The organism is Enterococcus sp. AZ140 (assembly GCF_051714405.1).
Lineage (GTDB): Bacteria > Bacillota > Bacilli > Lactobacillales > Enterococcaceae > Enterococcus_B > Enterococcus_B pernyi.
In genome coordinates, this window is the sequence record NZ_JBIORU010000001.1 from 1,841,851 (window position 1) to 1,868,041 (window position 26,191).

At 34.3% G+C, this 26,191-nt stretch carries 25 protein-coding genes and 1 pseudogene; 2 read left to right on the plus strand and 24 right to left on the minus strand.

The genetic code is table 11. The features are described from left to right. Positions 1 to 440: 440 nt before the first annotated feature. Both IGJ39_RS08435 and IGJ39_RS08440 read left to right on the plus strand, forming a co-directional pair. Positions 441 to 1,142, plus strand: coding sequence for a Crp/Fnr family transcriptional regulator (locus IGJ39_RS08435; RefSeq protein WP_023519859.1), 702 nt, complete (start codon positions 441 to 443; stop codon positions 1,140 to 1,142). Between the two features lie 131 nt (positions 1,143 to 1,273). Continuing rightward, positions 1,274 to 2,570 (plus strand): annotated as a pseudogene (locus tag IGJ39_RS08440) (ISL3 family transposase). 246 nt (positions 2,571 to 2,816) lie between these two features. Here the strand turns inward: IGJ39_RS08440 and IGJ39_RS08445 are convergent. The 24 genes from IGJ39_RS08445 to IGJ39_RS08560 form a co-directional block, all read right to left on the minus strand. Next, positions 2,817 to 3,983, minus strand: a complete 1,167-nt coding sequence (locus IGJ39_RS08445) for a nucleotide sugar dehydrogenase (protein ID WP_438764457.1) — start codon at positions 3,981 to 3,983, stop codon at positions 2,817 to 2,819. Positions 3,984 to 4,086: 103 nt separating this feature from the next. Continuing rightward, positions 4,087 to 5,349, minus strand: a complete 1,263-nt coding sequence (locus IGJ39_RS08450; protein WP_438764459.1) for a hypothetical protein — start codon at positions 5,347 to 5,349, stop codon at positions 4,087 to 4,089. After that, a complete protein-coding gene (locus IGJ39_RS08455; protein WP_438764461.1) occupies positions 5,349 to 6,743 on the minus strand; it encodes a lipopolysaccharide biosynthesis protein in 1,395 nt (464 codons plus the stop codon). The genes IGJ39_RS08450 and IGJ39_RS08455 overlap by 1 nt, the downstream gene beginning before the upstream one ends. Positions 6,744 to 6,746: 3 nt before the next feature. Next, positions 6,747 to 8,012: an O-antigen polymerase gene (locus IGJ39_RS08460; RefSeq protein ID WP_438764463.1), complete on the minus strand. Its 1,266-nt coding sequence runs from the start codon at positions 8,010 to 8,012 to the stop codon at positions 6,747 to 6,749. Positions 8,013 to 8,046: 34 nt separating this feature from the next. Continuing rightward, positions 8,047 to 8,931 (minus strand): glycosyltransferase family 2 protein, encoded by an 885-nt coding sequence (locus IGJ39_RS08465; RefSeq protein WP_438764465.1) that lies wholly within the window; start codon positions 8,929 to 8,931, stop codon positions 8,047 to 8,049. Continuing rightward, on the minus strand, positions 8,928 to 10,052 hold the full coding sequence (wecB, locus tag IGJ39_RS08470) for a non-hydrolyzing UDP-N-acetylglucosamine 2-epimerase (RefSeq protein ID WP_438764467.1): 1,125 nt from the start codon (positions 10,050 to 10,052) through the stop codon (positions 8,928 to 8,930). Before wecB ends, IGJ39_RS08465 begins: the two co-directional genes overlap by 4 nt. Positions 10,053 to 10,055: 3 nt before the next feature. Then, on the minus strand, positions 10,056 to 11,165 hold the full coding sequence (locus IGJ39_RS08475; RefSeq protein ID WP_438765024.1) for a capsular polysaccharide biosynthesis protein CapF: 1,110 nt from the start codon (positions 11,163 to 11,165) through the stop codon (positions 10,056 to 10,058). After that, positions 11,162 to 12,184, minus strand: coding sequence for a polysaccharide biosynthesis protein (locus IGJ39_RS08480; RefSeq protein ID WP_438764469.1), 1,023 nt, complete (start codon positions 12,182 to 12,184; stop codon positions 11,162 to 11,164). The genes IGJ39_RS08475 and IGJ39_RS08480 overlap by 4 nt, the downstream gene beginning before the upstream one ends. Before the next feature lie 17 nt (positions 12,185 to 12,201). Continuing rightward, a complete protein-coding gene (locus IGJ39_RS08485; RefSeq protein WP_438764471.1) occupies positions 12,202 to 13,416 on the minus strand; it encodes a glycosyltransferase family 4 protein in 1,215 nt (404 codons plus the stop codon). Further along, entirely contained in the window at positions 13,416 to 14,039 is a 624-nt protein-coding gene (locus IGJ39_RS08490) for a sugar transferase (protein ID WP_438764473.1), read from the minus strand. Before IGJ39_RS08490 ends, IGJ39_RS08485 begins: the two co-directional genes overlap by 1 nt. Beyond that, positions 14,032 to 15,150, minus strand: coding sequence for a DegT/DnrJ/EryC1/StrS family aminotransferase (locus tag IGJ39_RS08495; protein WP_438764475.1), 1,119 nt, complete (start codon positions 15,148 to 15,150; stop codon positions 14,032 to 14,034). Before IGJ39_RS08495 ends, IGJ39_RS08490 begins: the two co-directional genes overlap by 8 nt. A 1-nt stretch (position 15,151) precedes the next feature. Further along, a complete protein-coding gene (locus tag IGJ39_RS08500; RefSeq protein WP_010735165.1) occupies positions 15,152 to 15,781 on the minus strand; it encodes an acetyltransferase in 630 nt (209 codons plus the stop codon). Between the two features lie 10 nt (positions 15,782 to 15,791). Further along, positions 15,792 to 17,609: a polysaccharide biosynthesis protein gene (locus tag IGJ39_RS08505; RefSeq protein WP_438764477.1), complete on the minus strand. Its 1,818-nt coding sequence runs from the start codon at positions 17,607 to 17,609 to the stop codon at positions 15,792 to 15,794. A 21-nt stretch (positions 17,610 to 17,630) separates the two neighbouring features. Further along, a complete protein-coding gene (locus IGJ39_RS08510) occupies positions 17,631 to 18,371 on the minus strand; it encodes a tyrosine-protein phosphatase (protein ID WP_034687636.1) in 741 nt (246 codons plus the stop codon). Positions 18,372 to 18,388: 17 nt separating this feature from the next. Further along, positions 18,389 to 19,066, minus strand: coding sequence for a CpsD/CapB family tyrosine-protein kinase (locus IGJ39_RS08515; protein ID WP_062805073.1), 678 nt, complete (start codon positions 19,064 to 19,066; stop codon positions 18,389 to 18,391). Positions 19,067 to 19,078: 12 nt separating this feature from the next. Continuing rightward, positions 19,079 to 19,855, minus strand: a complete 777-nt coding sequence (locus tag IGJ39_RS08520) for a YveK family protein (protein ID WP_010735161.1) — start codon at positions 19,853 to 19,855, stop codon at positions 19,079 to 19,081. Positions 19,856 to 19,875: 20 nt separating this feature from the next. Next, positions 19,876 to 20,730 (minus strand): hypothetical protein, encoded by an 855-nt coding sequence (locus tag IGJ39_RS08525; RefSeq protein ID WP_010735160.1) that lies wholly within the window; start codon positions 20,728 to 20,730, stop codon positions 19,876 to 19,878. Positions 20,731 to 20,739: 9 nt separating this feature from the next. Then, on the minus strand, positions 20,740 to 21,387 hold the full coding sequence (locus tag IGJ39_RS08530) for a class D sortase (protein ID WP_023519871.1): 648 nt from the start codon (positions 21,385 to 21,387) through the stop codon (positions 20,740 to 20,742). A gap of 31 nt (positions 21,388 to 21,418) precedes the next feature. Continuing rightward, complete coding sequence (locus IGJ39_RS08535) at positions 21,419 to 22,000, minus strand: hypothetical protein (protein WP_065096446.1); 582 nt, start codon at positions 21,998 to 22,000, stop codon at positions 21,419 to 21,421. 291 nt (positions 22,001 to 22,291) lie between these two features. After that, a complete protein-coding gene (gene tsaD / locus IGJ39_RS08540; RefSeq protein WP_071867865.1) occupies positions 22,292 to 23,335 on the minus strand; it encodes a tRNA (adenosine(37)-N6)-threonylcarbamoyltransferase complex transferase subunit TsaD in 1,044 nt (347 codons plus the stop codon). Then, positions 23,332 to 23,802 carry a ribosomal protein S18-alanine N-acetyltransferase gene (gene rimI / locus IGJ39_RS08545; RefSeq protein WP_065096444.1) on the minus strand — a complete coding sequence of 157 codons (471 nt, stop codon included), beginning with the start codon at positions 23,800 to 23,802 and terminating at the stop codon, positions 23,332 to 23,334. Before rimI (IGJ39_RS08545) ends, tsaD begins: the two co-directional genes overlap by 4 nt. Positions 23,803 to 23,808: 6 nt before the next feature. Continuing rightward, on the minus strand, positions 23,809 to 24,351 hold the full coding sequence (gene rimI / locus IGJ39_RS08550) for a ribosomal protein S18-alanine N-acetyltransferase (RefSeq protein ID WP_065096443.1): 543 nt from the start codon (positions 24,349 to 24,351) through the stop codon (positions 23,809 to 23,811). Next, positions 24,335 to 25,057 (minus strand): tRNA (adenosine(37)-N6)-threonylcarbamoyltransferase complex dimerization subunit type 1 TsaB, encoded by a 723-nt coding sequence (gene tsaB / locus IGJ39_RS08555; RefSeq protein WP_438764481.1) that lies wholly within the window; start codon positions 25,055 to 25,057, stop codon positions 24,335 to 24,337. Before tsaB ends, rimI (IGJ39_RS08550) begins: the two co-directional genes overlap by 17 nt. 134 nt (positions 25,058 to 25,191) lie before the next feature. Beyond that, positions 25,192 to 26,187 (minus strand): LacI family DNA-binding transcriptional regulator, encoded by a 996-nt coding sequence (locus IGJ39_RS08560; RefSeq protein ID WP_065096441.1) that lies wholly within the window; start codon positions 26,185 to 26,187, stop codon positions 25,192 to 25,194. Positions 26,188 to 26,191: the final 4 nt, after the last annotated feature.

The following is a 26,191-nucleotide window of genomic DNA, read 5'->3' on the forward strand; positions in this document are numbered from 1 at the left end:
TTTGATTACATACTTAGAATAAACTGCTTTTGTAATCACTTTCATGCTTTTCTCGCATTTTAAATGAGAAGAATCTCTCATTATTAAAGCTTAATTAAATAATTACACATTTTTGCATCTTTTATTAATAATTTCTCTTTTTTTTATACTGAAAACTCTATCAAAAAAATTTTTATTCATCAAAAAAATTTTTCTGTATATTTTTAAATCCCATTTAAATTAAGGTTGTTAGCGTTTACTTTATGTATATTATTTGTTTTTTATACACTTTTATGATCACTCATCAAATTATATTCATCTGTTTTGTATAAATCCTACATAATAACAAACGCAATTGATTTTTTACAAAATATAGCTTTTCTCGGAATGTATTATGGCTTTACAAAAGAAATAAAAGAAGTCACAATAGAATTAAAGAATAATAGGAAGCAGGGATGTTCATGCGTGTAAATAAAATCGATTATCATTTTTCTAAACTCAGATATCAACCTGATTTTGAACACTTTACTGATGAGGAATTTGAAGAAATCAAAGAGCAGACTGTCCTACGTTCATATAAGAAAGGACAAGTGCTTTTTGATGAAGGAGATGAGCGGCAACGTTTCTATGTCTTAACAGAAGGATTGATCCGTTTAGAGCGTTATGACGAAAGTGCGACTTATTACTACTATGATTATGTCACAGCAAATAATCTCTTTCCAATGTCTGGTATTTTTGAAGAAGAACCTTATACGTATACAGCACAAGCCATGACAGATATCGAGACTTTTTATTTTCCTGTAGCTTGTTATGAAAAAATCGTCAAAAACAACCCCAATCAATTGATTTACATGATCCAAAAGTTAGGAAAAGTCGTTCAGATGCACGAACTACGCATTCAAATCGGCTTGACCTCCAGTGCATTTGACCGAGTGAAACAAAACTTATTTGTTTTAAAAGAAGAATTAGGAATCCCTACAGAAGACGGTCATATATCGATACCCTATCCGATCACGTTGAAAGAACTAGCAGTCAATAGCGGTACCACTCGTGAAACCGCCGGACAGGTGATCAAACAGCTGAAAGATTCAGGCTTGGTGAATTATGACAAGAAGCGGTTCACGTTTTGTAAGGAGGCAGTGACGCCGGGGTGGCGGGAGTGAAAAAATGAGCTCTATAATTTATGGGACTGATGAATCAAAATTGATTCTTCAGTCCCATTTTCATTTAAGTTATAAAAAAACATATCGTTCTCTAGTCCACAAAATAAACAACTGAGAGGACGATATGCTATATGAATGATTCTCTCAAAAAAATGCTGAGACTAATAGATAAAGATTTGATGATTACTGAGATCTCTTACGTGATCTTTCATAAGGAAAAGACATTGATCATTAATGCCATTCTCTCAGCTGATCCTCGTGCCTGTAGAAGTTGTGGTTCTACTGTGGTAGATGGAAATGGGAAAGCAAGTGTGGTGAGAAACGGGAAGAAGGAAATCATTGTCCGCTTTGAACAATACAATCATATGCCTATGCTTATGCGTTTAAAAAAAGCAACGCTATACCTGTAAAAACTGTCGAACCCATTGGACTGCTCAAAGCTATTTTGTACGCCCAAGACATTCAATTGCGGATCATGTCAGATATAAAATTGCTTCTTTACTGACTGAAAAAGTCTCTTTATCTTTTATTGCGAAAAGCTGTCAGGTATCTTTGACTACCGTTATTCGTACATTGAAAGAGTTTAAACGCTATTTACCAAAGCCCACTAAGAGGATTCTCCCCAAAGTATTGATGGTTGATGAATTTCGTTCGCACACTTCCATAGAATATAAAATGAGCTTTATTTGCGCAGATGGAGAAACAGGTAATTTAATTGATATCTTACCTACTCGTAAATTACCTCGATTAACAAACTATTTCTTTGGCTGCACCAATCCAGAAGAAGTAAAATTCTTAGTCACAGACATGAACGCCGCCTACTTCCAGCTCACCAAACGCGTTCTGCCAAATGCGAAAGTAGTGATTGATCGGTTTCATATTGTCAAACACATGAATCAAGCTTTCAATGAGTTGCGTATCCGTGAAATGAATGAACTGCGTAAAGCAGGACAGAAAAGCCATGCAGAAAAACTGAAAAAGAACTGGCGCTTTCTGCTAAAAAATCGTGCAAACATTAATCACTATGAGTATAAAACATGGAAAAGTTTCCGAGCACCTAAATACCCATTTCTTACTGAAGCAATGATGATTGATCGATTGCTTAGCTTTTCTAAGCCCCTAAAGGAGGCGTATCCCTTTTTCCATGAATTAGTTGAAGCTTTTCGAGACAAAGACCCTGACTTGTTTTTCTCCTTATTGGCAGAACTTCCCGAAACGTTAGATGACGGCTTTCGTGAGAAACTTCAAAACCTACTGACCTACGAAGAAGGCATCGCCAATGCGATGATTTATCCTTACTCCAATGGAAAAATAGAAGCAAAGAATACCCACATAAAAACGATGAAACGAGTATCCTACGGATTTAGATCATTTGAGAACATGAAAATTAGAATCTTTTTGACCAATCAATTAATCAAAGTGAGATAACAAAAAATCTGAGCCAGAATGAGGTTCATTCTGACCCAGATTTAATTTTTCGCAACTCATCAGTCCTTATTGACAAAGAGCCAGCTTATTTATGCTCCGATTGATTCTCAATTAAATTCTTTCAATTTGAACTCACAACACTACTTGTTGAAGTGCCAAAAAGAGGTAGTATTGTGAACCACTTCAATATTTAGGTTTTATACTACTATTTTTCAATTCATATTAAGTATATTTAAAACTATTTTTTTAATCACGACTGAAAATATCTCTCGTGTATATTTTTTCTTTAACCTCTTCTAAAACAGACTCCATACGATTAGATATAATTAAATCAGATATTTGTTTGAATTCTTCAAAATCTTTAACCACACGTGATTCAAAAAAGAAATCGGATTCCAAAGTAGGCTCATATATCACGATCTCAACCCCCTTAGCTTTTATTCGTTTCATAACTCCTTGAATCGATGAATATCTAAAATTATCAGAGTTTGCTTTCATGGTTAAACGATATATTCCAACTTTTTTCGGATTCTTTGCAAGTATTTGTTCAGCTATAAAATCTTTCCTTGTTGCGTTTGCCTCTACAATTGCACTAATAATATTACTTGGTACATCTTTATAATTCGCCCTCAATTGCTTAGTGTCTTTAGGTAAACAATATCCTCCATAACCGAAAGAAGGATTATTGTAATGCATCCCAATTCGTGGGTCCAATCCGACCCCTTCAATTATTTGCCTAGCATTTAAGTTATTTAATTCAGCATAAGTATCTAGTTCATTAAAATATGCAACACGAAGAGCAAGATAAGTATTAGAAAATAACTTTATTGCTTCAGCTTCAGTAGAATCTGTCAATAACACTGGCACACTTTCAGCAAGAGCATTTCTTTTAAATGTATCAGCAACGTCTCTGCCCCTATCAGAATTTTCACCTACAACAATTCTAGAGGGATATAGATTGTCGTACAATGCTTTACCTTCACGTAAAAATTCTGGTGAAAATATAATGTTATCTGTTTTAAAGTACTCTTTTAATTCCACTGTATAGCCAACAGGAACGGTTGATTTGATGATAAAAATTGAATCTGGTCGAATAGCTAATGCATCTTCAATTACCTTCTCCACAGTTGAAGTATTAAAACAATCTTTTTCTTCATCATAATCAGTAGGTGTGGCAATAATTAAATAATCCCCGAAAAAAACTGCTTCTTCAAAATTTTTAGTAAAATTAATATTTAAATTTTCTTGTCTTAAATATTCATTTATTTCTTTATCTTCTAAAGGTGATACACCATCTAGTAAAGAATCTATTTTCTCTTGTACTATATCAAATGCCATAACTTCTTCAGATTGCGACAACAATAATGCATTCGCTAGGCCAACATATCCTAGACCAAAAACTGATATTTTCATTTCCACCTATCCTCGCTGATTTACTAAAATAAATTCTGCTTACTTAACTATTACTAATAAGTTAGCTTTGGTTAACAATTAAGAACTTCATATATATATATAGTTAAACACTAAATATAAGATCTCGAATAATACTAGCATAGTAATGTGGAGTCGCCTCATAAAGACTTGCTTCAGTATTATTTTTAAATGAATTCATTTTCACTTTGTTAATAAAATTATCAAATTGTTTCATAGAATATTCCATCTTTTTATAGTCTTGACTAATTGATAGTCCTTTATCATATTGATTTAAAATATTAAGCACAGGGTCTTCTATACTATGATAAAAATGAATTATAGGCTGATTTAATCCAATATATTCAAATACTTTGCTTGGAGTTTGACTAGTATCTGTATTTCCAATAGAAATCAATACATCACTATTTTTCATCAATGATGAAATTTCGTCTTTACTAACAGTTGAATTACTCATAACCTGATTAGGAAAAGATTTCGACAAAAAATCAAGTTTTTCTTTCTCATTACCTTGAGTATAAAAATCTACATGGTACTCAGCATTTTTGTGCAATAACTGACTAAAAAAGTCTATTATAAATTTTACTGGTCTAATATTTTTATTAACCGAACCAGCAAAAATAAATTTACCGGTAAAAATCTCTTTTTGATATAAATTTTTAGTTGACTTTAATAGTGTAGGTGGATAACCATATAATGTAAAATCATCGTTAAAATTCCAATTAGCTATAATATGTTTTTTCCAATCATATGAAGCTATAACTTTATTTGAATATCTGATATTTTCTATTTCAAAAGACAAATTCCTTTTGAATTTTAATTTTCTATTAAGCTTATTCCGGTGTAAAGTGTTACTAACACTATACTTATCAAATAAAATCGGTGTGTAGGGAATTTCAAATTTTTCATTAACTTCTTTACTAGCAATCACACTTTCAAATGGAAAACATACTGGAAAAATATAGTCGATATTATCTTGTTTATTAACTTCAATTATTTTTTCTACTAAAACTTTTTTCAACGACCTATCATACGTAGTTAAATGTAATATATCTTTTAGATACTTATAAATTCGAACAATATTCATATAGAAAATTTTTTTATTTGACTTAATATTGGAACTTTTTATGTCATTTCGGATTTTACGCTCAAATGTTTCAATTCTTTGAACTTTTATATTATCTATTATCTCAAATGCTTTTTGTTTTTTTTCACTTTTCAAACAAATAATAGTGATTGACAAGTCATTTTTCTTTGAGAGTTCTGCAATCACATTAGAAATACAAACTCCATTTGCAGAAGGAAATGGAAGATACTCACTCACAATGAAAACTAAGTGTTTTTTCATTATTTACCTCCCTTTATTAAAATCTTGATATTATTAAAAAATTTAGTGCAAACTAAAGTGAAAACTATTACATAAATTCCTAGTGAATACGGAAGAGGAATTAACCAAATTATTATTATTATTATTAGAAAAGTTATCAGCTGAAAAAGGTTATTTCTATTAGGCATTTTCATTTCAGATAATAAATATATTTCGGAAAACAAACATCGTATCCAAGATACTAAAAATGTCATCAATGCTATATTTACTGCTTGTACTGACACAAAATAAAATTGTAGAGAAAATAAGCCAATTAATATAATTGAATTAACATTAGCCACAAGTAAATTTTTTTCTTTTCTCAAAATTTTATAATACGTATTATTTAATATTTGCATCCTAGATTGCATTCCAATTACTCCAAATAATAAAATCAAATATTTTAGAACTAACGAATAATCTTTTAGAAATAATATTATAAACAAGTATGCTAAGAAATAAAAAAATGGAATACAAAATAGAGCAAAAAAAGTAATTATTGATAATTTTTCATATATTCTACTATAATTTTTATCCTCAATCCTTTTTAGCGTTGGATATAGAATTGTTGATAACGCTGAGGCTAAAATTATTAACATATTGCTTATAGTAATTCCTAAAGAATACTTTGAATACTCTTCGATACTTGAAAATCTTTCAAGTATAAATCTACCTATACCGATCATCCACATTGAAGTGAACAATGCTAACATGATATTAATTCCAGATTTTATATTTTTGAAAAATTCATCTACACCTAATTTTATTGACTCTATTTTTCTAAACAAGTAAATTTCTTTCAAATCAATTATCATCATAACCACAACAATAAAAGTCGAAATAAAGTCGAAAATAACATAGTACTTATAATCATGGATCTCTTGAAAATAACCAATTGCGATTGTAATAACAAATACTATTTTAGGCAATAAATTAAAAAAACTATATTTTTTTAATTGATTAGTAATTTGATATATATATATGGTAACTCCATTCAAGCCCAAAACTAATATGTTACACGAAACTAAACTAAAAATAAATCTCATATTTTGGTCTTTTATATAAAAAAGTACTAATAATAATGAAGTCAGTGTAAAACTTAATAACATAAAGAAATGAATAAAATTACCATTTCTTATTTTTCTTTTAGGCAAATTTTCAATTGAATACTCTCCAAATCTTAAATATATACCTTCGTTATAACCTAATGAAAAAAATCCAAGATATGATGTATAAAATAAATAAATTTGAAACAAGCCGTAATCTTCAATATTGAGTAACATGGGTAAAATAAAAGCGCGTGCCAATCCAAATAGTAAAATAAAAATTTGTGAAGAAAATACATATTTGAAATTTTTATAGAAATTACTAAGCATAATTTATTTCCTAACTATTTTTTTTGAATTCACTATTAAAATTAAATTATAAATAACGAATGGCATAAAAGTACTTGGATGTGATAATACTTGGTTATTCATTGGAATATAAAATATTAGCTGTACCATTAAACAAAATAAGCCCACATATATTGGTCTTTTTGTATAAATTGCTTTACTACAAACAAAATAAAAATAATATCCAATAAGAAACATTAGTGGAAAAATTCCTATTAATGAGACATCATTTGCAAACCATAAATATGCAGAGTGCCAATTTAGACTCCCACTCCATCCTAATAATTCTAATCTAGATTGGTAAGTATACTGGTATACATCCATATTAATAAATCCTTGTAGTTTTTCAATAAGGAAACTTGAGTTACCAACTCCGAACATTGGAATAAAATTAGTTTGAAAAGCTAAATCAATTGCATAAAATCCTTGTGTCAAATAAATGGTCATAAATATATATATATACTTGAGTGATTCTGGTAACCATTTATATATACTGTTTTCTAAATTTATTTCAGTTCCATTTGTTATGCTAGAAAGGACAAAAATATTATCTCCTATCCTGGATGAAATATTTATTGAAAATATTACTAACACTCCTAATGCCGTTAAAACAACCAAACCTTTAATAATATTATTACTTTTTTTATATACATCTCTTTTTAAATAATATATAGCTATAAAAATTAAAAATAAATCAATTAATCCTTTATTTGTTCCTATTAATAGCCATTTTAAACATTCAAGGATGATATTTACCATACCAATAGTTTTTAAACCTAAGTTTAGTTTAGAAAAGTAGTACAAAGTTAGTGGTATTGCTAAATATGTTATAGGTGAAGTAAACGTACTAAACATTGTTAAAAAACTTGAACCAGTATTTTGAATTTTATTACTATATAATGTTGAAGATAAATCACCAAAATTAGATAAAGTTTGTACTATATAAGAGAAAGTCAGCAAACCATGTCTGGAATATAAGATTAATACATTCATAATTAGTGAAAAACCAATTATGATGAAAAGTATTTTTTTTGAAAGATTATATTCATTAACTAAATTCTGCCTTTTCATTTTTATTTTTTTAACAGAAACTGTATAACCTATGAATAAAAATATTTGCGCTAAAATAAGAAATCCAACTGTTTGAAATGGATAATGTAATACCCATTTCATCGGTCCAAATATGAAAAGCATTAATACAAAAGTTAAATAAATTTGTGCGATAAGGATTGGTTTATACTCTTTACTCATTTTAACTCCTTTAATCAAGTTATTCTAAAATAATTTACACCTTTTTTCTTTTAAATAAATTTTCATAAATAAAAGACAATTTAAATATAATCTTTGAAGGGTAATTTATTATTTTAGCCATTTCTTCATTAACTTTAAACTTATGCAATACTAAATAATTAATATTATTAATTTTGTAACCAAACTTAGTAAGATAATTACTCTGTTTGTATAAATTGGAATCATTACTTAAGCTAATCCACAACATTTGTCTAGCATTAATTTGTACTGTTCCTCTAAACCCTGCGTTTCCATTTCTAATTCTAAAATAAGACAAGTAATCATCAACATAATACAACTCAAATTTTTTTGCTAATCCTAAATAAAAATACATATCTTGACCATATCTTGCGTCTTCTCTGAAAGAGATAATTAAGTTCCCATATTCATCAAACAAAAACTTTTTTTTCACCATCACTGTTGAAGTTTGAATTTTGAACGATGTAAACACCTGATTTGATACATTACCAGCATAATACTTTGTGTTTATTTTTTTCAGCCGTTCTAAACTATCGTCATACATATAGTAATAGTTGTGTTGCGACCATACACTTTTATTCTCTACCATTTTCATTAACTGTAGTTCTAATTTTTTGGGTAACCACATATCATCTGAATCAAGAAATGCTACATATTCTCCTTTTGAACTTTCAATACCTTGATTTCTAGCGGAAGCTGGACCACCATTCTTTTTATTAATTATTTTAATTCTTGAGTCAATCTCCTCAATATCTTTTATATTTTCAGGGGAACCATCATTTATCACTACAATTTCAAAAAGCTGATATGTTTGCTTTAAAACACTCTCAATTGCTTCTTTGAGCCATTTCTTCTCCTTGTAGAATGGGATAATGACCGATACTAAAATATTTTGATTCATTTATCCCACACCACCCGATTCACATAATCGGTATAAGACAAAATAATTCGTAATACTTTTTCTGAAACATTTGGCATCGAATAATCTGAGACCTTTCTCAAAGTATAATTGTCTTGTGTTTCTAACACTTCTAGACCTTGAAGGATTCTTTCTTTTTCAAGTCCAACCATCATCACACTTGCTTCTTCCATTGCCTCTGGGCGTTCATGTGCTTGACGGATATTCAATGCTTTAAAATTCAAGGTAGAAGCTTCTTCACTAATTGTTCCACTATCACTTAACACTGCTTTGGCGTTGAGCTGTAACTTATTATAGTCATTGAATCCCATCGGTTTCATTGTTTGGATCAATTGATGAAATTCGATTCCTTTCGCTTCAATCATTTTCATTGTACGAGGGTGCGTACTTACAATGATTGGTAACTGATATTTCTCAGCAATCGTATTTAGACTATCTACTAAATTCATAAAGTTGTTGTCGGAACTGATGTTTTCTTCACGATGGGCGGAAACAACAAAATATTGTCCTTTTTCCAGACCTAAACGTTGAATGATGTCAGAATTCTGAATGTCCTCTTTTCTCGAATGAAGAACTTCAAACATCGGACTTCCAGTTTTAATAATACGATCGGCAGGCAATCCTTCACGCAAAAGATATTCTCTTGCAATATCACTATACGTAAGATTGATATCTGCTGTGTGGTCTACGATTTTTCGATTTGTTTCTTCTGGCACACGTTGGTCAAAACAGCGATTCCCAGCTTCCATATGAAAAATAGGAATATGTCTTCTTTTTGCAGCGATTGCACACAGACAACTGTTTGTATCACCTAATACTAGGAAAGCATCAGGTTTTACTTCCTCTAAGATAGGATCAATCTTGATTAAGATATTTCCTACTGTTTCAATTGCTGTGCCATTTGCAGCGTTCAAAAAGTAATCTGGTTTTCTTAATTTAAAATCTTCGAAAAATACCTCATTTAATTCATAGTCATAGTTTTGACCGGTATGAACTAGCACGTGCTCAATCGCTTCTGAAGTCTCTAAACGATTGATTACTGCAGATAGTCTGATGATTTCTGGACGAGTACCAACAACGGTCATCACTCTTAATTTTTTCATTCATTAAACCTCCACATAATAAGTATCAGGATGTTCTGGATCAAATGGTTCATTGACCCACATGACGGTTACCATATCTGATTTACCTAGATTCTCAATATTGTGTGTATAACCAACTGGGATATCCACTACTTCCAGTTTTTCACTGGAAACAAAATATTCAATCACTTCATCTGAATCTATTTTTCTGAAACGAATGACTCCTTCACCATTCACTACTAAAAATTTTTCATTTTTTGTATGATGCCAGTGATTTCCCTTAGTGATTCCTGGTTTTGAAATATTAATTGATACTTGGCCACGATCTTTTGTTCTTAAAAATTCTGTAAAAGATCCACGATCGTCTACATTCATTTTTAAAAAATATGAAAATTCGTCTTCTGGTAAAAAACTTAAATAAGTGCTGTAAAGATTTTTTTCAATTCTTCTCGAAAAATCTGGTAAAGTTAAGCTCACTCGACTTTCTTTAAAAGAAATAATCAGTTCTTTCAATTCACCAACAGTGATTTGATCAACTTCTCGAACAGAGCAATACCCTTTTTCCATATATGGTTTATCATTTAAACAAAAAATCAATTCCTTGACTACGTCATCGATGTAACACAATTCAATCATCGCATTAGGGTCATTGACTGTCACTTCTTCATCACGAGCAATCTTGTAACAAAAAGTAGCAACTACCGTATTATAATTTGGGCGTGACCATTTACCATACAAATTTGAAAAGCGATAGATGTAAACTGGTGCGCCTGTTTCCTCATGATATGATTTTAAAAGATCTTCACCAGCTTTTTTACTTTTACCGTAAGAGTTATCCAAAGAAGCTTGAATAGATGAAGAAATCATCACGGGACATGTATTATGATATTCTTTTAGCTTTCCAAGTAACTCTGAAGTAAATCCAAAGTTACCTTTCATGAACTCGTCCTCTTCTTTCGGGCGATTCACACCTGCTAGATGAAAAACGAAATCTGCTTTTTCGCAATATTCGTCTAATAAATTTTTTGGTGTGTCGATATCAAAGTTGAAAATATTTTCATATCCTTCATTTTTTAATTCAGCAATCAAATTTTTACCTACAAATCCATTGGCTCCAGTTACTAAAATATTCATTTTGTGTGCCACGCTTTCAACTCTTTTTTTACATAATCCAATTCAAGGAGCTTCTCTTTGATTTCTGCTACTGATAATCGATGAGTATTATCTGAATTGTACTCACCTTCTTGTGTTAATTCTTTACTACCTTCAAAAAAATATTTATCGTAATTCAAATCACGCGTATCCGCAGGCACACGATAAAAATCACCCATATCTTTAGCAACTAGATACTCTTCTTTGGTAAGCAAGGTTTCATATCTCTTTTCGCCATGGCGCGTTCCAATCACATGGACTTCGTTATCTACATTAAATAATTCAATAATTGCTTGAGCTAAATCCCCAACAGTTGATGCAGGTGATTTTTGAACCATGATATCGCCAGCTTTGGCATTCTGAAATGCAAAGATGACCAATTCTACAGCTTCGTCTAAACTCATTAAAAAGCGGGTCATTCCTGGATCGGTAACGGTTAAAGGCTTACCTTCCTTGATTTGTTCGATGAACAACGGAATTACTGAACCACGAGAAGCCATGACATTTCCATATCGAGTGCCGCAGATTGTTGTTCGTTCATCTGATACAGTTTTCGCTTTTGAAACAAAAACTTTTTCCATCATCGCTTTAGAGATTCCCATGGCATTGATTGGATAAGCTGCTTTATCTGTAGAAAGACAAATCACCTTTTTTATCCCCATCTCAACCGCTGCTGTAACTACATTATCCGTTCCGATAATATTTGTTTTTACAGCTTCCATTGGGAAAAATTCACACGATGGTACTTGTTTAAGCGCAGCGGCATGAAAAATGTAGTCCACACCGTACATAGCGTTTTTAACACTGTTGATATCTCGAACATCACCAATATAAAATTTTAATTTGTCATTGTTGTATTTCTTTCTCATATCGTCTTGTTTCTTTTCATCACGAGAAAAAATACGTATTTCTTTAATATCAGAATCTAAAAATCTTCGCATGACTGCGTTCCCAAAAGAACCGGTTCCACCGGTGATTAATAATACTTTATCTTTAAACATTCTAAAAACTCCCTATCCTATGGTTTTAAGTGTTTTATTATAATTGAGTAACTATTGTTAACGTCATAATTATCTTTTAAATAATTATATGCATTTTTCCCTAATTCGATTCTTTTACTATTATCTTTTAACAAAAAAATGTTTTTAGTAAAACTTTCCAAGTCACCATGTAATGAGCTATAACCAAATTTTCCTTTTTTAATTATTTCATTAAGATCAGTGTTTTCATCTATTGCAGCTACTATTGGTTTTTGAGACTCCATATAACCTAAAATTCGAGAAGGAATATTAGGAATTGTGAATTTTTTATCTAGAAATACTAACCCTATATCAGAAATAGATTCTATCTTTTTATATTCTTCCTTAGGCAAACTATTTATTAAAACTGTATTCTTAATTTTATTGTAGCTCAAATAATTTTCTATTTTTGAGTATTCGGTTCCAGAACCCACAATTACTAATGTATAATCTTGGTTATCTTCTAAATATTTGATGATGTCGATTAGAAAATCTATCCCTTGAGGTTTCCCTAAATTCCCTCCATAAAGTAATACAATTTTTTCTTCTGGAATATTATATTTTCTTTTTACATTACCAATAGCTAATGTAGAAGAATCTGTCGGGCCAACTTTAATCGAATTAGGATTTATTTCAATAATCTTATTTGCATCAAAAGTGTTATTTGTTTTTATATATTCTAAATTCTTATATGACATTGTTCCAATAAAATCAGAAACCTTATATAAATCAATTTCTTTTTTTCGAAAATACTTATAAACAATACTTTTTTTGGATAAATGTTGTAAATCAACTGCATTTTGCGGAAATATATCTTTTAACAGTAGATAACTTTTGCAATTATCTCGTCTTTTTACATATTTTATCACTTTGGCGAAAGTCACCGGAGGTGTAGAATATATAACTAAATCAAACGTTTTGTCGCTAAAATATTTTTTTATTCCTGCAATAAACTGATTTTCTATCAAAATGGTAGAAATTCCTTTTTCTATTTTATTAGTCTTTTGTATATTGCCAATTTTCAGTTTTAAAATTTCACATTTATTATTATCTTTTATTAGATGTGTGTTTTTTCTTTTTTTTCTTTCGGTAGGCGATATGATGGAAATATTATGTCCATGATCAAAAAATTCAGACATCAAGTCCGTATAAATATTTCTATCAGCTAAACTATCAAAATCTAAAAGAGTAATAAACAAAATATTTAATGGCATCAATACTGGTCTCCTTTAAATTTTTCTGGGATATCTTGTGTAAGTGTATTAATATTTTCACTTCTAATCACTTTAATTACTGTTTGAAATATTATTGATACGTCACACAAAAAACTTACTGAATTAATATACTTGATATCTAGTTCGAATTTTTTTTGCCAACTAATCGCATTCCTACCGTTGACTTGCGCTAATCCTGTCAATCCTGGGCGGACACTATGGCGTTTTCTTTGATCCTCATTATATAAAGGCAAATATTCAACCAATAAAGGTCTTGGACCCACAAAGGACATATCCCCTTTTAAGATATTCCAAAGTTCAGGTAATTCGTCTAAACTGGTTGCTCGTAGTAATTGTCCAAATTTCGTTAACCGAACATTATCAGGTAAGTAATTTCCATTTGCATCTTTTGCATCCGTCATTGTACGAAATTTATACATGGAAAAAATGACTTCATCTTTTCCAGGTCGATTTTGCTTAAATATGATTGGAGAGCCCAATTTAATTTTTACTAGAAGAGCTACGATTAAAAGAACAGGCGATAAGACAACAAGAGCAAGAGCTGAGAAACATATATCTAATGCTCTTTTTCCCCATTTCTGATATACGCTTTTATTATTCATGTTGTAACACTCGCTTTATTGTTTTCACGACTCGAGACAAATCTTCATCTGTCATCTTCGTATCTGATGGCAAACACACACCAGTATTAAATAATGTTTCAGCAACATTATTTCCAACATAATCATATTCTGCAAAAATTGGTTGTAGATGCATTGGTTTCCAGACAGGACGGGCTTCGATATTTGCTTTATCCAATTCATCCATAAGCATATTCGTGTCCACATCTGAAAGCAAAATCACACTTAGCCAATAATTAGGTTGATTCCATTCATTTTCAGGCATGAAGGAAATGGAAGGAATGTCAGATAGTTCACGTTTATAGTAATCATAAATATATCGTTTCTTGTTGATTCGGTCTGACAAGACTTTTAGCTGTCCTCTGCCGATCCCTGCTACAATATTGCTCATACGATAGTTATAGCCTATTTCATTATGTTGATAATGACGTGCTTGTTCCCGGGATTGTGTTGACCAAAATCGAATCTTTTCAATTCGTTCAGGATTATTTGAAACAGCCATTCCTCCACCAGATGTGGTAATGATTTTATTTCCATTAAAAGAATAGATACCATATTCCCCAAATGTGCCTGTATATTGACCTTTATATGTTGTACCTAGTGACTCTGCCGCATCTTCGATCAATGTCACTTGATATTCTTTACATATCTTGATGATTTCATCTAAATTTGCAGATAAACCGTATAAATGAACGACAACTACTGCTTTTGCTTCAGGATATTTCTCTAAAGCGATTCTAAGTTGTTCAGGGTCCATATTCCAAGTTTCATTATCACTATCTACAAACACTGGTTTTGCACCTTGATAGACGATAGGGTTTACAGTAGCTGAAAATGTTAATGATTGACAAATCACAATATCATCTTCTCCAACCCCAGCTGCTTTTAATGCTAAATGGATAGCTGCTGTACCTGAAGTCAATGCAGCCGCATGCTCAATCCCTACATACTCAGCCAATTCTTTTTCAAAGTTATTGACATTTGCACCAAGCGGAGCAACCCAGTTGGTGTCGAATGCCTCCTTGACGTATTCTTGTTCGTATCCTTCATCACTCATATGTGGTGATGCTAGGAGTATTCGTTCATTTTCCATCTTAATCCCAACTTTCTATTATTTTTGCAGGCACTCCCACACTTTTTGTATTGTTATGAATATCCTTAACAACTACACTTCCTGCGCCTATAATATTTCCTTGGCCAATCGAGACTTCTGGTATCACTTTAGTTCCGACTCCGATTTCATTTCGATTGCCTAATAGTGCATAACCAGACAGATTTACATTTGGATAGATTGAATTATAGTTTCCTATCTTTGAATCATGCCCAATTGTTGAATAGATATTGAACATATTGAAATTACCTATTGTTATATCGGCTGTATAAGTTGTGTAAGGCATCAAAATGTTCCCTATACCTAGTTGTACATTCAATCCTACTAAAGCAGTAGCATCAATCAGATTTGGAAATGTCAGATTATTATTACCTTTCAATTCCAAAAAAATTTTTTCCTTAATACGCGGATTAGCAATTCCTATAAATACAGCAATCTTTAGTTCCATTTTTGTTAATAATTCTATTTTTCCTAGCACTGGTATTCCAACAATCTTTTCATCTACCGTCTTGACATCATCAACAAATCCAATTAACTCATATTCGGACTGTCTACTTAATAAAAAAGCGAGTTCTTTACCGAAACCTCCAGCACCAACAATTATTGCTTTCATGACACTCCCCCTATTTACTCGAAGCCCTTGCAAATGCTACGACTTCTTTTGCTAGTTGTCTGTCATCGTCGGATAAACCTGTGACAAATTCCATGACTTCTTGGATCGGGTAACCTTTGATATTCCCGACAAAAATCTTTTCATACACCTGTTCATCATTTCGTTCTTTGTCCAACAACAGTTCTTCATACAATTTTTCGCCAGGTCGGATGCCTGTTTCGACGATTTCGATTTCTTCTTCGGTGTAACCACTCAAGCGGATCATATTTCGTGCAAGATCTAAGATTTTAACTGGTTCACTCATATCCAAGACAAAGATTTCGCCACCTTTGGCTAATGCACCCGATTGGATGACTAAGCGACTTGCTTCTGGGATCGTCATAAAGTAACGGGTCATCCGAAAATCGGTGATCGTGATTGGTCCGCCTTTTGCGATCTGTTCTCGAAAAACGGGGATCACACTGCCTCGAGAGCCTAATACATTACCAAATCTTACGGCTGAAAATTTGGTACAATTCTCTCCATTCAAGCCTGTGACGATCATTTCTGCGATTCGTTTTGTGGCTCCCATCACGTTTGGTGGGTTATTGGCTTTATCTGTGGAAACCATGACAAAGTTTTTGACATTCGCTTCTTTGGCAGCTTCAGCTACGTTTTTTGTTCCTTTGATATTGTTTTTCACTGCTTCTCTTGGGTTATATTCCATCAAGGGCACATGCTTATGTGCTGCTGCATGATAGACGATATCCGGCTGATGTTCTTTCATGATATGGAAGATCTTTTCACGGTCTTGGATATCTGCAATAATTGGAATGATTTCTGTTTTATTATAAGAGGGATCTCCTGATAGTTCGCGATGAATCAAATAAATCGAGTTTTCACCATGTCCTAATAAGAGTAATTTTTTTGGCGAAAAAGCAAGTACTTGACGACAAATTTCTGAACCAATAGAGCCTCCAGCTCCGGTAACAAGTATGACTTTTTCTGAGATGTGTGATTTTAGTTTGTCTAAATCTAATTTGACTTCTTCTCGTCCTAACAAGTCGACCACGTCGATTTCTTTCAGGCGAGAAACATTGATTTTCCCTGATGCGATTTCTTCAATCGAAGGCATGGTATTCATCTTGACTTCTTTTGATTCGATAAGATGGAAAATTTCACGAATTCTTTTTCGTGGCAAGGAAGGTATCGCGATCGTCACCATATCGATCGACAATTCGTCGATCAATCTTGGTAAGTCCTTGGTATTCCCTACGACTTTTATCCCAGACAAATATGTTTTATATTTGTTCGGATCATCATCCACAAAGCCAATCACTTCCAAATCGTTGATTGCTTTTGAACTAAGAATACTATTAGATAGAATACGTCCGCCTTCGCCAGCTCCGATGATCAGTGTTCTGTGTTTGTTTAGTGGCGATTCTTGACGCTGTGTTTTATGTTCGATATATATACGCCAGAATAAACGACTGCTGATGATGAGAAACATAGATAAGATGTAAGTTAATAATTGTAATCTAAGGCTGATTTTTTGCATAAACAAATATTGGATGATAAATGATGAAATAACGGTACAAGTAATGGCTGAAAAAATAGCTGCCATCTCATTTAAATTCGTATATCGATTGATTCGCGTGAATGTTTTGAACAGCATGCCATATCCAATGTAAAAAATTAGTGATACGCCTAAATTCACGGCTAAGTAATCTTGATCGATACCAACAAATGGTGTCATAAAATAATAGCTTGATAATATAGAGATGCCTAATAAAAAACTATCAACCAAAACTAAAATGATTACTTTTCTTCTTCTAGTAAGTTCAAACAACCCCTGCGCCCCCTAAAACTTTTATACAATAGGTCGAAAATCTTTTGCATGCACTTGCTCCCCATTGATGATGTCTCTTGTTACTTGATCCATTTCTTCGATGACTGTAGATCCAAATTTTTTCTCTACGATACTATATGCTTTTTCCATATAAAAATCCCGATCTTTTCGACTATGGGCATCTGAGGCGATCATCTGGACAAGCCGATGTTGAACCAGTTCCTCACTTAACTTCTTGATCTGTTTGCCATAAACACCTGCAATACTCGGTGCAGTCAACTGCGCCAAACAACCCATATTCAAGTAGGGTAATAATAGATTAGGACTTTCTTGGAAACCGCGGTTACGCTCAGGATGGACAATGATTGGTACGATCCCCATCTGACGTAATTCATAAAACAAACTTTCTGTGTATTCGGGAATGCTGTTTGTTGGTAGCTCAGCTAGCAAATAGCGATCGGTGACATCTGCAAAAAGAATCTTGTCACTTTTAATTTCATCTATCAAATTACTTTTTATTCGAACTTCTTGTCCTTCAAATAAAGTTAGGGGGATGGACTGTCGATCGAGTTCTTTTTGCAAGTCTTCGACAGCTAATAATACATCTGCTTTTTCATTGGTGAAACGTTGATTGTGATGAGGGGTGCATAAAATGTGGGTGATTCCTTGTCGAACAGCTTCTTCTGCCATGGCGATCGATTCTTTGACCGTTTTTGGTCCGTCATCTATACCAGGTAAAATATGACAATGTAAATCAATCATTTTTGCTCACTTCCTCATCAATAGTAATAATAATTAAAATCTGCATTCTTCTTCGCACCGTTGTAAACAACACCTAAAATCGTTGCTTGTGCAATGGATAGCAGTTCTTTCGCTTTGATTAATTCTTGTTTCATTGTTTTGCGTTCTCGGACGACTAAAAGTGTCCCATCTGTTTTTGCGGCTAAGATCTGAGCATCTGTGACTGTTGCAATGGGAGGTAAATCAAAAATGATCAAATCAAATACTGCTTTTAGTTGTTCGATCACTTCTTCCATTCGTTTCGAATCAAGTAGTTCTGATGGATTCGGTGGTTTTGGTCCACTTGTCATGACCCAAAGATTTTCGACGGAACTGGTATGATAATATGATTCCGGTCTTCCTTCACGATCGCCTAAAAAATTACTTAATCCATTGACATTTGGCAATTGAAAGGTCAATGCTACACTTGGTTTTCTCAAATCAGCATCCACCAGCAAAACTCGTTTGCCACTATTTGCGAATACGACAGCTAAGTTAGCAGCTGTTGTTGATTTTCCTTCACCTGGACCAGATGAAGTCACGACCATCGTCTTCAATTCACGATCGACAGAAGCAAATTGGATATTTGAACGAATCGTCCGATATTGTTCGGAAACCATGGCATTTTTATCGGTAATGCTGAGGAGTGAAACAGGTAAAATAGTGTTTTTCTTCATAAATACTTCTCCTTATACACGTTTTCGTGAACGACGGCTTTCTCTTTGTTCAGTTGTTTCAATTGTTTCGACTTCTGCGGGTTGAAACATACGGCCGTTTTCAAGTTCTTTCTTCGTCATTTCATTGACATCTCCAAGAATCGGCAATCCTAATTCTTCTGTGACAAAACGTTCATCTTTGACTGTTTTATCTAACAACTCTAGAAGAAAGGCTAATCCGACTCCAATCATCAAGCCAAGCAACCCACCGATAACTACGTTCAACATGTTATTTGGTGAAACAGGTGTAGGATTGCTTTGTGCTGCAGAAGTGATTGTCACTTTATTGACATTCAATACGTCCGTTGCTTTTGATTGGAATACTTGTGCTGTAACGTTGGCGATATCCGTCGCATGATCTGGATTATCGACAGTTGCAACGATTTGGAACATTTGTGAGTTTTGTGATTGATTGACACTGATCACCGATTTCAACTCACCCTTTGTAAGACTTTGTCCATAATTTTGTTCAAGTTCTCTTTGAACATCATTAATGACAACATCGCCTAAAATCATATCTTTATAAGTATTGATCAACAATACGTTAGCGTTGACATCTTGTAGATTCGTATTCGTATTTTCTGCTTTTGACTGAACGATCATCTCAGCTGATGAACTGTATTTAGGTGTGATCAAAAAGAACGTGACTCCAGCAGCTAATGCAAATCCGGCAAGCGTGGTCGCAAGAATCAGCAACCAACGCTTTCTTAAAATCTCAAATAATTCTCCTAGACTAATCGTTTCTTCCATGTTTTCTCCACTTTCTATCGTTAATATCTTTTCTTAACTTTTCGTCTTCTTAATAGTTCGCTCAACATCCAGATGATGAAACTACAAATAATGAGCACGATTCCCCATTGGATAAATGTTACAATAAAGTTGCTTAGATACGTAGTTAAAAAATGATAGAGCGACTTTGAATTGATGCCGATACGCTCGACCATTTTTGAAAGGTACACAAAAAGAGGTAACGCTAAAAGCATTAGACCAGCGCCACCCACTGCATAACTTAAATAGCGTAACGCACGATGGAAAAAACGTGTGTCGATTGCAATGATCGCAATCACTAATAATGCAGAAACTGTCATTGTAAAGAAGATCAATAAGGTCAGCGTTCTTTTATACCCCATCACTTGCTTCCCATAGGTCAAAAGATAAGGGATCTCAATATATTCACTATAGGTTTCGATGGCAGATTTTTTTAGATTATCAATTGATTGTTGTGTTTCTGCATTGATTTCATAATTGTTTTCTTTCGCATAGTCTTCGACTTTTTTCTGGATGATTTTGTCTACATCCTCTGTCCGTTCAATCAAAAAAGGAATGTCTGTATAAATGGTGCGAATATAGTGTTCAACATTCGATTGTACATAAGCTTGAGGAACAGTGTCTGCCAATACATCTGCAGGAATATTGCTTCCTCGACCTAGATCGCTGATTCTTTGATTGATCTCAGAGGTGATCGTTTCTGAATAATTGGCTTCTTCCATGGCTTTTTCCATAAACTGTTGGTTGAACAACGTTAGTCTCAATACAACTAACGTCATGCCGGCAAACAAACTCAAAGAACAAATAAAAGTAAGTAGCCAACGAGACCCTTTTTGCATGAATTTTTGCGTACTCATGATTTCCTCCTATTTATTAGGATTGATCAACGGACCTTCAACTAACTCACAGATAACAAAAAGTCGTTCATCCGTCATGCCTAAACTATCAACAGGATAGCATGTATAAAGAAGCAGTATTGGTTTATCTTTTTGACTGATCAATTCATTGATTTCCGGATCATCTTTATGACGAATCACCATTTCTTTTACTTGATAGCGGTAATTCGCATAGGTCGTCTTAGCTGTCACGATATCATTTGTTTGAATACCGCTTAGCTTACCAAACCCATCAACATTGTGCCCACCAACTAGTGAAGTTCCAGTCTCACCTATGTAGACAGAACCCATATATTGTCCGGCACCTTTTCTTAATATCTCATCGGTATCTCCAAAATACAAAGGCACATTCAGATCTAAAGAATCCACCATGATGTCACCATAACGTTCGCCACCTCTAGGGTAAGCGATACTGCTAGATGCCAGTTCATTGTTCTCATCTTTAGCGACATCTTCTTCTTTTACAGCTTCAAAGCTTTGTTCTTGCGTTTCGAATGTTGGGACATCTGAAAGTAAAAACAAATTTAAAGAAGAAGTGGCAAAATGAATGACAGGTCTTCCTATGACGTACATTAGAGAATAACCAGCTGCCAAAAAAAAGACAGGGACAAAAAGCATTGCCCCTAGTCTCTTAAGCAGCTTGCGCTTTTTACGCAATCTTTGTCTTTCTTCCTACTACAACCGCACCTGCTGCGACTAATAGTAATGAAGCAATTGCCATTGCACTAGCGGTATAGTTACCACCTGTTTGTTTAATTGGAGAACTAGTACTAAAAGCTGGTGATGTTGTTCCATCAGCGTTTTTCACACCGATTTGGATGTTACTTCCATTCCAACTTAGTACAACTAATCCCAACGCGTCAGCAACTCTCGTTACCTCTTGTTGGATTTGCATGATGACATCCCGTGGTAAAGCACGGATCAAATCATCAAGCGTGTTGACTCCTGTCATATCTATTGTTACTGAACCTAACAGATTACGCACATTTTGAATACCTGTAACGGCAGTTTCTACTTGTGCATCCGTTAAATCATTTTGTTTCAAATGGTTTTCGGCTTGTGTAATGTAAGTATCAGGGACAGTGAATTCTTTTCCTTGAATACTTACTGGTGCTTTCAACAAGTCTAGGATCTGTTGCTCATTCGCAGAAATCGCGCCAGCGGCATCTACAGGGACAGTGAACAATAATGCAGTGAAAAATACAACTAAATATCCGACAAACTTTTTCATCCATTCGACCTCCTTTGCATTGAATTGTGAAGGCTTTCAGCCTTCGGTAAAACATTATAGAAAATAACATTATCCTTTTTATTTTCTACAATTCTTATACTATCACATAGAATTAACTGACACAATTTATATAACCTGAGTTAACTTAAGTTTTTTAACCTATCAGCCTTGTCAGTGCTAAGTGTATGGAAAAGGAAAAGCCTCTAATTCCATAACTACACTTATAATAACCTAGATTATATCCATATAATCTTTATTGTATTCAAATTTCTAAGATGAATGTCAGGTAAATTACCTGACATTTTCTATTGGTTCACCTAACACTAAACCTGGTTCTGCATTCAGTCGATAATCAGCAAGATGCCCTTTTCGCCATTCGACGGATGCAGCGGCACCGATCATTGCCGCATTGTCCCCACAAAGGCGTAATGGTGGTACGATCAGTTCCAATTCAGGTAATTCTGAGGCTAAACTTGCTTTCAAGCTTTCTCTTAGTCCTTGATTGGCAGCAACGCCACCTGCAAGGATCAATTGTTTCACCGGATAACTTTTGCAAGCACGTATCGTTTTTGTTACCAAGACTTCGACAACACTGGCTTGAAAACTTGCAGCAAGGTCTGCTCGATCCAATTCTTCCCCTCGTTGCTCCGCGTTGTGAACTAAATTGATAAATGCACTTTTTAAGCCACTGAAACTAAAATCATAATTATCTTCACGAAGCATTGCCCGAGGAAAGTGGTAGGCATCTTTACCTTGATGGGCTAATTCATCGATTTCTTTTCCACTTGGATAGCTCAATCCTAAAACACGTCCTACTTTATCGTAGGCTTCTCCAGCGGCATCGTCTCTTGTTTCACCGATGATCTCATAAGCGCCATCTTCTTCCATATAAACTAACTCCGTGTGCCCTCCACTGACCAACAACGCCATCAATGGAAATTCATATGCTTTTTCGAAGCGGGCGGAGTAAATATGTCCTGCCATATGATTCACTGGGATCAATGGCAGATGATTTGCCCAAGCAAAAGCCTTTGCTGCTGAAATACCGATGAGTAATGCCCCTACAAGACCTGGTCCTTCTGTGACAGCAACCGCAGTAAGTTGTTCGGCAGTCACGCCTGCTTCTACCAACGCTTCTTCGAGACATAAAGTAATTTGCTCTACATGATGGCGACTGGCCACTTCAGGTACGATCCCGCCAAAGCGTTTATGGCTGTTGATTTGAGAGGCAACGATATTCGATAAGATTTCTTGTCCATCTTTCACGACCGCTACGCTTGTTTCATCACAGCTTGACTCGATTGCTAAAATCAATTCTGTTTGTTTATCATTCATGGTTTCATCACCTCTGTTTTTAGCTTTGTACACATGATGACCGCATCTTCGACCGGATCATGATAGTAGGCTTTTCGTTTACCTACTTGGCGGAATTTTTCTGATTCGTAAAGGTGTTGGGCAGCAATATTTGACTGTCGTACTTCTAAAAAAACACTATGCGCTTGGTTAGCTTTTTCTCGTTGCAGCATCTCTTGTAATAATTGTCTTGCTACACCTTTGTGTTGTTCAGCAGTCAGAACTGCAAGATTCGTCACTTCTACTTCATCAAGTACTTTGGCATATCCAATAAAGCCAATGATTTCATCTGCCTGGTGAAGGACTAAATAATTGGTTTGCGGTTGTTGGATATCAGACAAAAATTGCTCTTTTGTCCAAGGTGATCCATTTAAAAAAGCATCGTCACTGACTTGCCAAAGCGCTTGGGCTAATTTTGTATCATTGAAAGCTGTTTTTTCTTCAATCACTTTATTTCACTCTTCTTTTAATAGTTTTACCATATCTAAGGCATCTTCATTCGTTTCTGTATAATACCCTTTTTTTACTTTTCTCGATTGGAAGCCTAGTTTTCTGTATAAGCGTTGGGCATTCTGATTACTGATCCGTACTTCTAATGACATGGTCTCGCATTGATTCATCCGTGCGAATGTCTCGATCTCGTTGATTAAATAGGTGCCGATACGCTGCCGTTGGTAACTCGGACTGACCGCAATGTTCGTGAGATGGCAATCGAGTCCTAATACTCTAGATCCAACAAAGCCGAATAATTCTTCTCGATCGAATATCCCTAAATATAAAGTCATGAATGGGGAAGTCAGCTCTGAGATGAATGCACTTTTTGTCCAAGGTAATTCCCCTAAATAAACTTCCCGTTCGATACTTAACAACGCCTTGACATCCTCAACTGTCAACTCTCGTAATTGATATTGCTTTTCGCCAACAGTGATCGTTTTCTCTGGATAATCTGCTTTTTCTTGAAGCATGGTCCGTAGATAGGCTTTAAATTTTTTCAACATAGCTTTCTTCTCCTGGCGTATGTGTCTCCAACCATTTTTCTTCTGCTTCCACTCGTTTTAAGTAACGTGGTAAGAAGGCTTGGATATCGTTGACCGGATTACTTGAAGCCCCTAATTGCGCGACGACAACTCCACTAGGAATATCCCAAAGTGGCAAGGAGTTACACTTAGCATCAGGTATTGATTGAGCGATTTCTGAGTTGAATTTGTGGCAATCGCTACCGACAAAAGTGATCGATCCATCCATTTGTTTTAATTTTTCGGTTAATTCTACAAAAGCAATATGGGTGTCTTCTAGAACGTTTTCTAATATTCCATGATGCCAGCGATAGGCACCAGCATAAACATTTTTTCTTCTCGCATCAAACATCGGTACAATGATTCCTTCGATTCCTACGCAATTTGCTGCAAGTACAGCAAGACTGGAAACACCAACCAATTCTTTATTTAAAGTATATGCTAATGTCTTGGCAGTTGTGACACCGATTCTCAATCCTGTATAAGAGCCTGGACCACTTGACACAGCAATTCGATCGATTTGTTCTGGTGTGAGTTGGCAATCTGAGATCAATTGATCCAACGCTGGCATCAACGTCAGACTATGATTTTTCTTTCTATTGATTTGGATTTGACCTAACACTGTTTCGTCTTCCAATACGCCAACAGCTAAGGTTTGATTTGCTGTATCGATCCCTAATGTAATCATTTGACCGTTCCCTTCTACTACTCTAATGTCGTTTATCATTGTAGCATACTTCGAGGTAAAAAAGGGGAGGAAAAATCAAGTTTGGCTCTCGCCGCTGTTGAAATTCCCACCCCTTTACTAAGGTTGATAATCGTCTATTTGATCGTAGCTTGTTTTGTTGATTCTCGTAAAATTAGTTCTGTCGCGATCGTGATTTTTCTTGCAACCGGTGCAGTACTATGGATTAACTGGGTCAATGTCTCAACTGCCAACTCCCCCATCCATTCGGTGTACACTTTGACTGTAGAGAGGGGTGGTGAGACATACTTTGCCACACTGATATCGTTGAAGCCAATCACTGAGATATCTTGCGGAATAGTCAATCCTACTTCTTTGATTGCCTTCAATGCACCAATTGCTAACGCATCATTCGCAGCAAACAACGCATCCGGTAATTCCTTTTCTTGCAATAAAAAATCATGAACAGCTTGATATCCTGCCTCCACTGAAAAATCCGCTTCAATGATCTTTCCTGTGAGGTTCTTTTCTTCACTGATCAGTTTTTGAAAAATTGCCGTTCTAGGATCAGTCACCGGTGTTCGGTGTTGCTTCGTGTACTCTTTTCCGGCTAACATCACGAGTTGTTTGACTTCTTCTTGTAAGAAATGATCCATCACTAAGCGAAGACTCGACTCAAAATCAACAACTAAAGAATCGATGCCAAATCTTGTGCCATCTGAATCGACAAGTAAAAGGTTCTCTTGCGTACGTTTCAATTCTTTCAATTGCTCTTCGTCAAACTTTCCTAAAGCAATCGTTCCATCTGCAGATTGCTCACTGATGGCATCCCATGTTTCCTTGATCAGGCGAATATTCGCTTCCTCCGCTTTTTTTTCGATTCCTAAGCGTATAGAAAGATAATAAAGATCTTCTAATTCTTCTTGCGTGTCATACCATTGGATCAATTTGATCGTTTGTTTTTCAGAGGCTAGATTCTTATGATGTTTTTTATAATTCAAGTGTTCAGCTGCTTCAAAAATTTTTTGTTTCGTTTCCATTCCTACTGACAATTTCTCATCATAATTCAGCACTCTTGAGACAGTGGCAGGAGAAACTCCCGCCAACTGAGCAATATCTTTGATTGTGGCCATTCGT